Genomic DNA, 13,403 nt, shown 5'->3' with positions numbered 1-13,403 from the left:
TTATCCTTTTAATGCGGTTTATTTCTATGCAAACGAGCGATACCAATTCTTCTGTCACCCGCGTTTCCGAGTCAGTGGAGTCGCAGGCGCCAAAGACCTGGGCTATGCCGGATACCTACCTGATATTGCTGGGGGTAGCCGTCGTCGCGTTTGCGCTGAATTTTTTAATCCCTGCGGGCACTTTCGATACCGTCACCAATGTGGTGAACGGGGTCGAACGCAGTGTGATTGACCCGGCCAGTTACAAACAGGCATCCGACGAGCCAGCGGGTTTGGCACTGTTTGCAGAGGGCGGGGGTATTGGTTTTCTGAATTTTGCCTTTGAGGGCATGGTTTCCGGCAGCAAGTGGGGCGCATCCATCGGTGTGTTTGCATTTATCCTGCTGACGGGCGGTGCCTTCGGCCTGATATTTGCCAGTGGCTCTGTCGAGCGCGGCCTGTTTCAGGTGATTGCGCGCAATCGCGAAGCGGGGCACCTGTACCTGGCAATACTGTGCTTTTTGTTTTCCCTGGGTGGGGCGGTGTTTGGCATGGGTGAAGAGGTCATTCCCTTTACCCTGATCGTTGTGCCCCTGCTAGTTTCTATGGGCTATGACAGTATTACCGCGCTACTGGTGACCTATGTTGCGACGCAGGTCGGTTTCGCCACTTCCTGGATGAACCCGTTCGGGGTGAGCATCGCCCAGGGTATTGCCGGGGTTCCATTGATGTCGGGTAGCGGCTTGCGCATGGCACTGTGGTTGCTGGCAACCTGTGGCCTTGCGGCATACACCATTTTTTATGCGCGTCGTATCCAGCAGAAGCCCTCACGCTCGCTGGCATATGACTCTGACCGGGTGTTTCGTGAAAAGTCCGTGTCGACCAGTGCATTGCAAACCATGGTCCGCGGAGATGGCTGGGTGCTGCTGCTGTTCTGTGCGGGCATCGCGTGGATGATCTGGGGTGTAGTGGAGCGCAGCTATTTCCTGCCTGAGATCGCCAGCCAGTTTTTCACCATGGGTATCGTGATCGCAGCGGTTTCCATCGTCTTTGGGCTAAATGGGCTCACCGCAAACAAGGCTGCGGCGGCGTTTAAAGAAGGTGCACAACAGTTGCTGCCTGCGGCGATGGTGGTGGCCTTTGCCAAAGGCATTGTATTGCTGCTCGGCGGTGATGATCCGCAGGGCGCAAGCATTCTGAATACTATCTTGCATGTGGCGGGCAATAGCCTGGCGGATGTATCGGGTGCGGTTTCCGCCTGGTTTATGCTGGCGTTCCAAACCGTATTTAATTTCTTTATTACCTCCGGTTCCGGTCAGGCAGCACTGACCATGCCAATCATGGCGCCGCTTGCGGACGTGGTAGGTGTTACCCGCCAGACCGCAGTGCTTGCATTCCAGCTGGGCGATGGCCTCACCAACATTGTGGTACCCACGTCTGCGGCATTGATGGGCTGCCTGGGTGCGGCGCGTCTGGATTGGGGTGTTTGGATTCGGTTTATCTTGCCGCTGCAAGGTGCGCTGTTTTTATTCGCGTCGCTCGCGGTACTGGTTGCAGCCGTTTCCGGCTTTTAATTTTTAAGCAGTTTTTTATGTCTCAAATTACGCTAATAAAAAATGCGGAGGTGTTTGCCCCCCGCAGTCTCGGCCGCTGTGATGTGCTAGTGGCGGGCGATCGGGTGGCAAAGATCGATCAGCATCTGACCTTGCCTGAGAACGTGGGCCAGGTGGTGGATGCCGATGGTGCCTGGTTGATGCCGGGTCTTGTCGACTCTCTGGTACATATCACCGGCGGTGGTGGTGAAGGCGGCTTTGGCTCGCGTACCCCGGAACTCAATGTGCGCGATGCGATTGCCGGTGGTGTTACCTCGATTGTTGGTGCCTTGGGTACCGATGCGATCACCCGTACCCTGAATGAGCTGTTCGGCAAGGCCAAGTCCCTGGAGGCGCAGGGTGTTTCGTGCTTTATCCAGACCGGGTCCTATCAGGTGCCGGTGAATACCCTGACCGGCAGTGTGCGCGGGGACATCATCCTTATCGATAACATCATTGGTGTGGGTGAGCTGGCGATTTCCGATCACCGTTCGTCTCACCCGACGCGAGATGAATTGACGCGCATCGCCGCTGATGCACGGGTCGCTGGGATGTTAAGCGGCAAGGGCGGTGTCGTCAGCGTGCATGTTGGCGATGGTGCTGGTCGTTTGCAGCCCTTGTTTGATGTGGTTGAAAACTCTGAAATTCCCATCGCCCAGTTTTATCCGACGCATATGAATCGCAATCGATCGCTACTGGAGCACGGTGTGGAATTCGCCTGTGCCGGTGGCTTCATTGATTTCACTACGTCGACCACCGAAGAGATTCTGGCGAGTGGCGAGATGCGCGCGAGCCGGGCGCTGGCGCTGGCGCTCGAGCTGGGTGCTCCAATCGACCAGCTAACGTTTTCCTCAGACGCACAGGGTTCACTGACCAATTTCTGCGACTTGGGCCAGCTGCAGGACTTGGAGGTGGGTGCCATTACCAGCCTGTTCGATGAGTTCCGCCGCGCGGTGCAGGATGAGAAATTGGAGTTGTCGCGGGCGTTGCAGGCGGTCACCAGCAACCCGGCGCGGGCGCTCGGTCTTAAACGCAAGGGGCAGATAGCCGCGGGCCGCGATGCCGACTTGCTGCTGGTGGATCCAGAGCGATTCCAGATTACTCATGTAATGGCGCGCGGCCGCTGGCAATTGTTCGACCAGACGTTGCAGGCGGCTCAACACTCTGATTAGCGAGGTTCTGCTGTGGCGATACGGCAAGATCGACAGTTACTGGATGAAGCGCTGGCACTGATGTGCAACAACCTCGCGGAGCCGCTGCGCACCGCGGAGTTGGCCGCTTATCTGGATATTACGGTGAAAAAACTGGAGCGCATATTCAGCCGTTTTAAGGGCATATTGCCGGCACGATTTTATCGTGAGCTGCGGCTGCAGCATGCGCGCGTGCTATTGCTGGAAAGCGAACAGAGTATCGATGCGATTGGGCAGCAATGCGGATTCCGCTCTGCCTCGCATTTTAGTCGTTGTTTTAAAGAACATTTTGGGCGGAGCCCGCGGGGAGAGCGGATGTTCGGGGAACCTTCCGATGCCGCACTTCAGTTCTGTGTGGATTCGCCAAAGCTGGAAAATTTTCGGGTAGGGGTTAGGTTATGAATATGTGGCGTGTTGCGCGTTTATCGTTGGTGTTGCTTGCGGTTATCGGCGCCGGTTGCTCCAGCAAGAGTGACGAGGTGCTGGAAAAAGACGTATCGACGCAGCCGGAATCAGCATACGTGGCCAGTGACTCTGGCCGGTTGTTGATTGTGGGCGGGGCGCTCAGAAGCGATAACAAAGAGGTTTATCGGGCGTTTATCGAGTCCATCCCCGCTCAGTTGCCCAATGTAGCGATTGTACCGGCGGCCTCCGGACGACCTGCACACTATGCGCAACAGTTTGCCGATGATCTGCGTCATTTTGGTTTCGCTGGTGACATTCGTGTACTGCCCATCGCAGTAAAAGATGATGCCTCCACAGAAGCGGTGGACGAAAGCTTGTGGCGCGATGGCGGCATGGACGCGGCGCTTGCCGAAGAGTTGGCGGACGTTGGTGGTATTTGGTTTGTCGGTGGGGATCAGACCCGGATCACTGGAACCTTGCTGGGGGCGGACGGGCAGGATGGCCCGGTGCTCACTGCGATTCGTGCGCAGTTGTCGCGCGGCGCCGTGGTCGGCGGCACCAGTGCCGGCGCAGCGATTATGAGTACAACCATGATTGCAGCCGGAGATTCCTTGAGCGCGCTGACTCTGCCGAGCGTTGAGGAATACGCGGGCATGGAGAGTCAGGAGTCGGGGCAGCTGCTGCTGGCGCGTGGTCTTGGTTTTCTGCCCTTTGGTGTTGTTGATCAGCACTTCGATCGCAAAGCGCGTTTGGGACGCCTGATACGGGCGCTGGGTTTCTCTTCTGAGGCGGCTTCGCAGGTCGGTTATGGTGTGGATGAAGACACCGCGCTGCTGGTCAACCTGGACCGCAAGACCATGCAGGTTTTGGGTGCTGGGAACCTGGTGGTGGCCGATGGCCGCGGTGCTGAATTTACCTCAGCGGAGGGCGCGTTCGCGGCCAAAGGGTTGCGACTCAGTGTGCTGAGTGCAGGGGACACCCTGGCCTGGGAAACTGGCGAGGTAATGATCGGGGGTAGCGAAACATCCGGCAATGAGGCCTTTGGCTATCGTGCCACGCAGGGGGCCGGTATCGCTCTGGCGAACCCGCGCCTGGACCACTTGTTGGGTTTTTCCTTGCTGGACAACAGCGAGGTACGCGAGTTGCGGCGCTACGCCTTTAGTGATGAGACAGGGCAGGGCGTGTTGTTTGAGTTTCAACAGACCGAGCAGTCTCGTGGGTACTGGCGCTATGGTTCTGGCACCAAAGACCAGTATTCGATCGTCGATGTTGCGCTGGATGTGGTGCCTGTGGCGGTGACGGTGGAGCCTGCTTCTAGCTAATCCTGCCTTACTGTCTTTGCTTTCTTTATCTGGCCTCTTTCTCTATCTGGCTAGTTTCTTTCTCTCGCCGACCGGATCATGCATTCTTCTGCATTGACCGGTCGGTCCGCTTCATTTTCCTGGTTCATGGCCGCTTTTGGGCTCTGGACGCCGCTCTACTTAAGCTCCCGAGCTCCTTCGCGCTGCTTTCCTTCTTTATATGTATCAAACCACGCAACTAGTCGTGGCCGAGCCGCACTAGGCTAGAGCTATTCGTGCGGCGGTGGCCTCTTTGCGACTGAGGTGCGACTGAGTTGCGAATAGCGGTTGCACCACTTCCGGTCTTGCCTCTAGAATGTGATCACATTTTACGGCGCCGTCTGCAATGCATAGATGGCGCAGGCGTTTTTCGAGTCAGGAGTGAGTTCATGAACAAAAACCAGCTACAACAGCATGACCGCGATCACCTGTTGCATCCTTTTACCGATTTTCACGACCTTGGCAAACAAGGCACCCGTGTAATTACCAGCGCAGAAGGCCCGTACATCACCGATATTGATGGCCATACCATGCTCGACGGCATGTCCGGCCTGTGGTGCTGTAACCTGGGTTACAGCCGTCGGGAAATCAGTGAAGCTATTTACGAGCAGCTCAACAAGCTGCCGTTCTACAACAGCTTCTTCCAGTGCACCACGGTACCGTCCATCGAACTCGCCGACCTGCTGTCCGAGGTTACCCCGGCCGGCATGAACAATGTGTTCTTCACCGGTTCCGGTAGTGAGGCCAATGACACCAACCTGCGAATCATCCGCCGCTACTGGGATCTGAAAGACCAGCCACAGAAGCGCATTGTCATCTCCCGTGAAAACGCCTACCACGGCTCTACGATTGGTGGTGCGAGCCTTGGCGGTATGAGTGGCATGCACAAGCAGTTTCAGGCGCTGGACTACATTGAGCACATTCAGCAGCCGTATTGGTTCGGTGAAGGTGGTGACATGTCACCGGAAGAGTTCGGTATCCACGCTGCGCGCTGTCTGGATGAAAAAATTCAGGAACTGGGCCCGGAAAAAGTTGCTGCCTTTATCGCCGAGCCAATTCAGGGCGCGGGTGGTGTGATTATCCCGCCGGAAACCTACTGGCCGGAAGTGAAGAAGGTGTTGGATCAGTACGACATCCTGCTGGTCATGGACGAAGTGATCTTTGGCTTTGGACGTACCGGCGAGTGGTTCGGTGCGGATTACTACGGTATGAAGCCGGACTTGATGACCTTCGCCAAGGCTGTGACCAACGGCTACTTCCCGCTGGGTGGCACCATGGTGAGCGACCGTGTAGCGGAAGTTATCAAGGCCAAAGGCGGTGAGTTCACCCATGGCTATACGTATTCAGCACACCCGGCAGCCTGTATGGCGGGTATCGTGACCGTCAACATCCTGCGTGATGAAAAAATCATTGAAAACGTACGCGATGTCACCGGGCCCTACCTTGCGAAGCGCTGGGCGGAACTGGCTGATCACCCCATCGTGGGCGAGGCGCGTACCCTCGGGCTTGTAGGTGCACTGGAGCTGGTCAAGCACAAAGGCAGCCGCGCACGCTTTGATGACAAGTGCACCGCTGGTGCTGTTTGCCGCGACATGAGCATCAAGAATGGTCTGGTCATGCGGGCCACCGGCGACACCATGATTATTGCTCCGCCGCTGATTCTGGATACCGCACATATTGACGAGTTGGTGGACAAGGCGCACCGCGCGCTGGATGATACCGCCAAGGCTATGGCGTAAAATCCATACCGGGTCCCCACTGGTTACGGTGGGGGCCGTCTCCTTTCCATCGTATCCTCCAACAGTGTGACTCCCTTTTATGGCAGCAAAACAAAAATATCAGCCGCCCGCGGAAATCCTCGAAACCTCGAACGCCTTCCTTGCGGATCACCCGGACCTGAAATGGATCGAAGGCTTCGCCTTTGACATTAATGGTGTGCCCAGAGGCAAGTGGCTGCCCGCAGACTCCGCTAAAAAGTTATTGAAGGGTGGCCTGCAGATGCCCCGCAGCGCGGTGAGCCTGGATATCTGGGGGCGCGATATTGAAAACAGTCCGCTGGTGTTTGCCAGTGGCGACAGTGACGGCGTTTGCCAGCCGGTCTCGCCAATTTGCCTGGCGCCATGGCACCGGGAGCAAACCGCGCAGCTGCATATGCAACTGCATGAGCCAGATGGTTCTGTGCTGTACGCAGATCCGCGGGCGCAGTTACAGAAAGTGGTTGAGCGTCTGGCGCGCCTCGGTCTGAAGGCGGTATGTGCCACTGAATTAGAATTTTACCTGTTGCGTGAAGATTCTGATGAATTGGGGCGCCCGCGTCCGATCAGTGACAACGATAGTGATCTGGTGCCGTCTACCGATGTCTATGACCTGGCCGAGTTGGATGCGCAGCGGCATTTCTTTGCGGATGTGCGTGCTGCCTGTGAAGAGCAGGGGATACCTGCGGACTCGATTCTGTCGGAGTGTGCTCCCGGTCAGTTTGAAATTAATTTGCTGCATAGCGACGATCCGCTGAAAGTTGCCGATCAGACCTTGTTGTTCAAGCGCCTGTTAAAAGGCGTAGCGCGCAGCCATGGACTGCGGGTTAGCACCATGGCCAAGCCGTTTGGCGAACTGGCCGGTAATGGTATGCATGTACATATGAGTCTGGTCGATAAAGACGGCAACAACGTCTTCAACGATGGTACCGATGAGGGCTCTGAACTTCTGCAGCAGGCAGTGGCGGGCATGATGGCGACGGCCAATGATGCCATGGCGATTTTTGCTCCCCATGCCAATTCTTACCGCCGTTTCCAGGAAAGTAGCCACGCGCCGTTGAACCTGTGTTGGGGTTACGACAACCGCACGGTTACATTTCGTATTCCTGCCAGCGAGCCAGCTGCACGCCGGATTGAGCACCGTATTGCCGGGGCGGATGTAAACGCCTACCTGGTGTTGGCGGCAATCCTGGCTGGGGTTTGTCACGGTTTGGAAAACAAGCTGCAGCCGGGTGCCCCGGTGGAAGGGGATGCATACCAGGTGGAGAGCGATCAGCTCATCAACACCTGGACCGGTGCACTCAAGCGCTTCGAGCAAAGTGCGTTGTGGCGTGAATATCTTGATCCGGAATTCGTGGATCTTTTCGTTTTGCTGAAGCGACAGGAGCAGGCGGAAATTGCCGCGCGTGTTACGGATGTTGAATACCAGAGTTATTTGCATCGCGCGTGATTTGTCATCGGTAAATACATTCCGCTCAGCGCGTCGGCGATTTATTCCGCCATGGCTTTGCTCGGCGCGGTTTATTGCCACAATGCAAAGGGTTTGGTGACAGTTGGGGAGATAGCAGTGCGCGCTCTGCTATACCTAAACACAGACAGCTGAGCGCTTGCGTACTCAGCGCGTCGCAAACTCTCCTCCTGAAAGTGTGTTCGAGAAATCTGGCCCGCCCTATGGCGGGCATTTTTTTTGGATGAAAACTTTTTGCAGAAATTTCTTCCCATATGCGGGTGAAACCTTAGGCAGTACTTGCTGTTTTTTGGAAAACTCCACCTATACTGAAACTAACCGCACGCACGGGTCATTTTTTGTTCTTTGTCCCCGGCGGCTATGGAGCATTTAGTGTTAAAAGGAGTTACCATGCGAACCAAGTCTCTTCTTCTGCCGCTGGCGATTGCCGCCGCCAGTGCGACCTCACCGGCGATCGCCGATTTCACGGCGGGCGATTTCATTTTGCGCGTCGGGGGTTCTTACGTTGATGCGGATAGCACCTCAGTGTTTTCCAACCGCAATGTCATCGACATCGTGGACCCGGATGATCCCGATGCAACCATTCCGGTAGAAATTCGCGAGCGCATCACCGTCGACAGTGACTCCTCTTGGTTTATCAATGGTACCTTTTTCGTCGCCGATCACTGGGCGGTTGAGTTGTACCACATGAACCAGGCTGACCTGGATGCGGACTACACCATTACTGCCACGGGTGAGGATATCGACATTCTGCGTCGCGATAACCTGCGTGGATTCGACACCAGTGTGACCAGCCTCTTCGCGAACTGGTATCCGGTGTGTGTAGAAAGCTGGGTCCAGCCGTATGTCGGTATCGGGGTTAACTACACCGATATCAAACAGGATTTCCTGCGCCCGGTATTCGTTGAGGATGTGCTCAATGACAATGGTCAGTTTGTTGGCCGGGTTGATCGTGGCCTGATGACCTTCGGTAGCTCTTGGGGTTGGACTGCCCAGGTTGGGGTGGATATTGAGTTCGGCCGTGATGCCAACTGGCTGTTCAACGCTTCGGCTATGTGGGTTGATGCTGACCCCGAACTGGAGCTCGGCGTTGATAATATCGCGCTGCGCAATGACATTATCTTCGACACCATTCGTGTCAGAGAGGATTTGGATTACGACTCCTGGATTTTTAATCTGGGCGTGGGCTACAAGTTCAGCTTCTGATCGAACAAATGCTCCAGACTCCTTTGCCTCGGCGCGCCATGAGTGGTGCGTCGGGGCTTTGTCGTCCCTGCAGGGGCGAATTTTGCCGGGGTTGCGTGTCTTTTAGCCCGGATTTGGTGGTGGCGGACTGAGTAGTCTCGCCTCGGATGTGGATGGATTCTGCCTAGCAGTCATATGCCCGCCGGTGTATTCTTCGCCCCATTCAGAACCGGCGAGTTCCGGTTGTTATCGGCGGCAGCGGATCAATTGCTGGCCAAAACAATAACTACGGGGAATTTATGACCGCCTTGGGAAATCAATCCGACGGTCCATCGGCCACCTCCAGGCCTCTGAATATTTGCTTGCTCGGCTATCGAAGCCATCCCCATTGTGGTGGCCAGGGTGTGTATCTGCACTACCTGAGCAAGGCGCTCACCGATGCAGGGCACAAAGTCGACGTGATTTCCGGGCAACCCTACCCGGAACTTGACCCCCGTGTGCGCCTGATCAAAATGCCAGGCCTCAATCTGTATGAACAACCCAACCCCACGCGAGCTTTGAAGTTCAAACACCTGTTGAGTTGGGCCGACTTTTACGAATGGTTTGGCAAGCTCACCGGTGGCTTCGTCGAGCCATACACCTTCGGTCGGCGCGTGGCCCGTTACTTGCGCAAGCACGGCCAGAATTACGATGTGGTGCACGACAATCAGTCGTTGTGCTATGGCCTGTTGGATATCGAAAAATCCGGGCTGCCAGTGGTGGCAACCATTCATCACCCCATTACTCGAGATCGTCAGCTGGCACTGGATGCGGCACCGGACTGGTTTTATCGACTGCTGGTGCGCCGTTGGCACAGTTTCCTCGGTATGCAGATTCGGGTGTCCCGAAAGCTAAAACATATTGTCACTGTTTCCTCGCAGTCGTTCGACGATATCGTGACGCAATTTGGCGTGTTACCCCACCAGCTCAAGTTGATTTATAACGGTATCGACACGCAGCTGTTCAGGCCGCAAGCCGATGTTCGCCAGAACCCCATGCGCATTATGACGACGGCCTCGGCAGATCAGCCGCTGAAGGGGCTGCGTTATCTGTTGCAAGCAATGGCCTCGCTTCGTGCCCGGTATCCGCAGTTAGAGCTGCTGGTGGTGGGTAAGCTGAAGGAGGGCGGTGCGACCGAGCAGCTCCTGCGGGAGTTGGATCTCGAATCCAGTGTGCGCTTTGTTTCGGGAATCTCTAATGAAGAAATGGCTCGCTATTACGCCTCTGCGAGTGTGGTGGTGTGTCCGTCTCTGTATGAGGGTTTTGGTCTGCCTGCCGCTGAAGCCATGGCCTGCGGGGTGCCGGTAGTTTCCAGTGACGGTGGTGCACTGCCGGAGGTGGTCGGCGATGCGGGACTGGTAGTGCCTGCTGGAGACAGCGATGCTTTGGCGAGGGCGATCGAGCAACTGTTGCAGGATCCAGAGTTACACGCGTCTTTGAGTAAGGCTGGGCGCCATCGAATTGAGGAACATTTTTCCTGGCAGGTCGCTGCCGGGCACCTGGTGGCGTTCTATCGCCGTGTGATTGGTCAAGCGGTGCAGCAAGCAGCCGCATTTCCGGTATCACCGAGTACTCAGCCGCACGCTGTTTCAGTGGAATCTTCATCCTCGCGTGCCGACCGAACAGATTATGCCGGAACCGATACGCAGGCTGACCCCAGTGCCAACAACCGGGGAGCGGCAGCCTGATGATTACGGTCGATCCCAAGTTACTTGATTTAAAGCCTGGCCAGCGTGTGCTGGATCTTGGCTGTGGCGAAGGGCGTCATGCGATCCATTTCTCCATCACGGACCAGGTGGAAATTTTTGGTGTCGACTTGAGTGCACAGGATCTGGCCACCGCGGCCGAACGCGCGCAACCCTTTGCTGAGAGTGGCCAACAGGCCGGCAGTTTGCAGTTTTGTGTCGGTAATGCGTTGCAGTTGCCGTTTCCCGCCGATCACTTCGATGTGGTTATCTGTTCAGAGGTGCTGGAACACATTGACGACTACCAAGGGGTGCTGCAAGAGATTCTGCGCGTGCTCAAGCCCTGCGGATTATTTTCCGCAACCGTGCCGGCATTTTTCCCCGAGTGGGTGTGCTGGAAATTGTCGGATGCCTATCACCAGGTGGAAGGCGGTCATATTCGCATCTTTCGTGAAAAAAGCCTGCGCAAAGCGATTGAAGCCCTGGGCTTCCAGTATTTTGCCCGGCACAAGGCGCATGCACTGCACGCGCCATTTTGGTGGTTGAAGTGCCTGTTCTGGGGGCAGGATGACAAAGCGATCGTGCGCCAGTATCACCGCCTGCTGGTGTGGGACATGATGGAGCGGCCGCTGCTAACCCGGACACTGGAAGCCGTGTTGAATCCGATATTGGGCAAAAGCATTGCGTTGTATTTTGTAAAGCCGGCGGCGGAACGGAAGGCAACGCCAGTGCAGGTGATGTCTGAGCGCCCAGCACAAGATGCGGCTGCGGAACAGGCTGTGGTCCGCGAGGAGTCGCCGGTATGAGCAGTGTCATGGATACATTTGTGGATGGCCCCCCAGTGATTGCTGGCGAACCAGTGGCAGGTTCAGTGGCTGTTGAAAACGAACGCCCCCTGTTGCCGAAAAACTTTGTGCGCTCTAGTGCGGACTATATTTTGTCGCAGCAGTTGCCAGATGGTTGTATCCCCTGGTTTGAGGGGCACTATGCGGACCCCTGGGATCATGTGGAAGCCGCCATGGGGCTCAGTATTGCCGGAGAGTTTGCGGCGGCTGAGCGCGCGTATGCCTGGCTGGCAACCCAGCAGTTGGATGATGGCAGTTGGTGGGCGGCCTACCGTGATAACGCGGTCGATAACGGTGAGCGGCGCGAGTCAAATTTCGTTGCGTATGTTGCCACGGGTATCTGGCATCACTATCTCATTTCTGGTGATCGCGCTTTTCTTGCGCGCTACTGGGACATGACCGAGTCCGCACTGGATTTTGTGTTGAATCTGCAGTCTGCTCACGGGGAAATCCAGTGGGCGGTCGACGCGGATGGTGCGCCGATGGAAGATGCCCTGATTACCGGGTGTGCATCCATTTTTAAAAGCCTGGAGTGCGGGATCAATATCGCCACTGTGTTGCAGATACCGAAGCCCGGTTGGATCGAGGCACGTGCGCAACTGGGTGTGGCGCTTCGGGAAAAGCCCCATCGTTTTGATCGCACCTGGGAAAGTAAAGCGCGTTTTTCTATGGATTGGTTTTACCCGGTACTGACGGGTGCTTTTTCTGGTGGCGCCGCCAAGTCGCGCCTGCAGGTGAAGTGGGACGAGTTTGTGGTGCCAGGGCTGGGTTGTCGTTGCGTAAATGATGAACCCTGGGTGACAGTGGCCGAGTCCTGCGAGTTGACCATGGCTTTATTGGCAGCAGGCGAGGAGAGCAAGGCGCGAACCTTGTACCGTGGTTTACATCGTTGGCAGGATAGCGATGGCGGCTACTGGACCGGGTATGTGTACCGGGACAGCGCGGTGTGGCCGGAGGAAAAGACCACCTGGACGGTGGGTGCCATGCTGTTGGCGGCGGATGCACTGGCAGGGCTTACCCCCGCCAGCAAACTGTTTACCAGCGTGAATCTGCTACATCGGGCCTCAGAGTCGGCGCAAAATACCTAGGGTTTCGACCATTTCCACCAGTTCGAACTGGCCGGAGGCCAACGCTAGTTTGTAGATCTCGTAGGGTGCCTGCCCGCCGTCTGCCGGATTCGGGAAGATATCGTGGATGGCCAGGTACCCCCCGGGCACAATGTGGCGTGACCAGCAGCGGTAGTCGTTGAGAGCGGCCTCAAGCGAGTGCCCACCATCGATAAATACGAGACCGAGGGGGGTGTTCCAGTGGCGCGCCGCCACAGTGGTTGGCGCAACGATGGGCACCACGTGCTCCTCAAGCTGTGCCGCGCGCATATTGCTGCGGAACGCGTGGAAGCTATCCATGAGCTGGCTGCGGTTATCGAACAGCTCGCGATCGTGATACTCCTCGCCCGGCTGATGTTCTTCGGATCCACGGTGATGGTCCACAGCAAACAAGGTGTTGTTCATTAGTTTGCAGGCACTGCCCAGATAGATAGTAGATTTCCCGCAATAGCTGCCGATTTCGAGGCAGGGACCGAGATCACTGGCCTCTGCAGCCAGCCGATACAGCGCCGTGCCTTCACTATCCGCGAGGAAGCCTTTTACGGTGTTGATATCCAGAGGGAGTTCTAACGGTAGGGCTGCGTCCATTTTCAGAGTATCTCGCGACAATATTGAAAGAGTTAATTTGAGCGTGACGGTACGTGTTGCCCCGTCGTTTTGCAATGTGCGTGCGTAACAGTCTGGCTGACCGGATCTGCCGAAATTACCGTTTGCAAGTGACCGCCGGCATCAAACGGGATGTGGGTGGTCACAACCGGCGGTGAAAACAGGTTTCAACAAATAGAATCCAAGAATAAATATCAGGAAATATTGGC

11 protein-coding genes are annotated in these 13,403 nt (G+C 56.3%); 10 read left to right on the top strand and 1 reads right to left on the bottom strand.

What is annotated here, in order from left to right:
• Positions 1-26 precede the first annotated feature (26 nt).
• The 10 genes from yfcC to AS89_RS0105575 all read left to right on the top strand — a co-directional run bounded on the left by yfcC (position 27) and on the right by AS89_RS0105575 (position 12,570).
• The gene (gene yfcC / locus AS89_RS0105620) at positions 27-1,553 is read left to right on the top strand and encodes a putative basic amino acid antiporter YfcC (protein WP_010131450.1); all 1,527 of its coding nucleotides are present in this window, start codon (positions 27-29) and stop codon (positions 1,551-1,553) included.
• Between the two features lie 17 nt (positions 1,554-1,570).
• Entirely contained in the window at positions 1,571-2,743 is a 1,173-nt protein-coding gene (gene iadA / locus AS89_RS0105615) for a beta-aspartyl-peptidase (protein ID WP_010131448.1), read from the top strand.
• A gap of 12 nt (positions 2,744-2,755) precedes the next feature.
• Positions 2,756-3,163 (top strand): helix-turn-helix domain-containing protein, encoded by a 408-nt coding sequence (locus tag AS89_RS0105610; RefSeq protein ID WP_010131447.1) that lies wholly within the window; start codon positions 2,756-2,758, stop codon positions 3,161-3,163.
• Positions 3,160-4,488 (top strand): cyanophycinase, encoded by a 1,329-nt coding sequence (locus tag AS89_RS18140; RefSeq protein WP_010131446.1) that lies wholly within the window; start codon positions 3,160-3,162, stop codon positions 4,486-4,488. Before AS89_RS0105610 ends, AS89_RS18140 begins: the two co-directional genes overlap by 4 nt.
• 407 nt (positions 4,489-4,895) lie before the next feature.
• Positions 4,896-6,245, top strand: a complete 1,350-nt coding sequence (locus AS89_RS0105600; RefSeq protein WP_010131445.1) for an aspartate aminotransferase family protein — start codon at positions 4,896-4,898, stop codon at positions 6,243-6,245.
• Between the two features lie 79 nt (positions 6,246-6,324).
• Positions 6,325-7,710 (top strand): glutamine synthetase family protein, encoded by a 1,386-nt coding sequence (locus AS89_RS0105595; protein ID WP_010131444.1) that lies wholly within the window; start codon positions 6,325-6,327, stop codon positions 7,708-7,710.
• Between the two features lie 408 nt (positions 7,711-8,118).
• Entirely contained in the window at positions 8,119-8,934 is an 816-nt protein-coding gene (locus AS89_RS0105590) for an OmpW/AlkL family protein (protein WP_010131443.1), read from the top strand.
• 278 nt (positions 8,935-9,212) lie between these two features.
• The gene (locus AS89_RS0105585) at positions 9,213-10,640 is read left to right on the top strand and encodes a glycosyltransferase family 4 protein (protein ID WP_100169256.1); all 1,428 of its coding nucleotides are present in this window, start codon (positions 9,213-9,215) and stop codon (positions 10,638-10,640) included.
• Positions 10,640-11,443, top strand: coding sequence for a class I SAM-dependent methyltransferase (locus AS89_RS0105580; RefSeq protein ID WP_010131441.1), 804 nt, complete (start codon positions 10,640-10,642; stop codon positions 11,441-11,443). Before AS89_RS0105585 ends, AS89_RS0105580 begins: the two co-directional genes overlap by 1 nt.
• The gene (locus AS89_RS0105575) at positions 11,440-12,570 is read left to right on the top strand and encodes a prenyltransferase/squalene oxidase repeat-containing protein (RefSeq protein ID WP_010131440.1); all 1,131 of its coding nucleotides are present in this window, start codon (positions 11,440-11,442) and stop codon (positions 12,568-12,570) included. Before AS89_RS0105580 ends, AS89_RS0105575 begins: the two co-directional genes overlap by 4 nt.
• On the opposite strand, the gene AS89_RS0105570 is transcribed toward AS89_RS0105575, so the two are convergent.
• The gene (locus AS89_RS0105570) at positions 12,547-13,176 is read right to left on the bottom strand and encodes a class I SAM-dependent methyltransferase (protein ID WP_010131438.1); all 630 of its coding nucleotides are present in this window, start codon (positions 13,174-13,176) and stop codon (positions 12,547-12,549) included. The two genes, AS89_RS0105575 and AS89_RS0105570, sit on opposite strands and share 24 nt — an antisense overlap.
• Positions 13,177-13,403: the final 227 nt, after the last annotated feature.

Origin of the sequence: Microbulbifer agarilyticus S89 (assembly GCF_000220505.1) — a bacterium.
Lineage (GTDB): Bacteria > Pseudomonadota > Gammaproteobacteria > Pseudomonadales > Cellvibrionaceae > Microbulbifer > Microbulbifer agarilyticus_B.
Note: the sequence above shows the minus strand (reverse complement) of the source record. Positions and strands in the feature narration are given on the sequence as shown.

What these genes read in the sequence shown, in the direction of transcription:
- yfcC (WP_010131450.1), top strand. Translation starts at nt 27, where the DNA reads ATGCAAACGAGCGATACCAATTCTTCTGTCACCCGCGTTTCCGAGTCA.
- iadA (WP_010131448.1), top strand. Translation starts at nt 1,571, where the DNA reads ATGTCTCAAATTACGCTAATAAAAAATGCGGAGGTGTTTGCCCCCCGC.
- AS89_RS18140 (WP_010131446.1), top strand. Translation starts at nt 3,160, where the DNA reads ATGAATATGTGGCGTGTTGCGCGTTTATCGTTGGTGTTGCTTGCGGTT.
- AS89_RS0105600 (WP_010131445.1), top strand. Translation starts at nt 4,896, where the DNA reads ATGAACAAAAACCAGCTACAACAGCATGACCGCGATCACCTGTTGCAT.
- AS89_RS0105595 (WP_010131444.1), top strand. Translation starts at nt 6,325, where the DNA reads ATGGCAGCAAAACAAAAATATCAGCCGCCCGCGGAAATCCTCGAAACC.
- AS89_RS0105590 (WP_010131443.1), top strand. Translation starts at nt 8,119, where the DNA reads ATGCGAACCAAGTCTCTTCTTCTGCCGCTGGCGATTGCCGCCGCCAGT.
- AS89_RS0105585 (WP_100169256.1), top strand. Translation starts at nt 9,213, where the DNA reads ATGACCGCCTTGGGAAATCAATCCGACGGTCCATCGGCCACCTCCAGG.
- AS89_RS0105580 (WP_010131441.1), top strand. Translation starts at nt 10,640, where the DNA reads ATGATTACGGTCGATCCCAAGTTACTTGATTTAAAGCCTGGCCAGCGT.
- AS89_RS0105575 (WP_010131440.1), top strand. Translation starts at nt 11,440, where the DNA reads ATGAGCAGTGTCATGGATACATTTGTGGATGGCCCCCCAGTGATTGCT.
- AS89_RS0105570 (WP_010131438.1), bottom strand. Translation starts at nt 13,176, where the DNA reads ATGGACGCAGCCCTACCGTTAGAACTCCCTCTGGATATCAACACCGTA.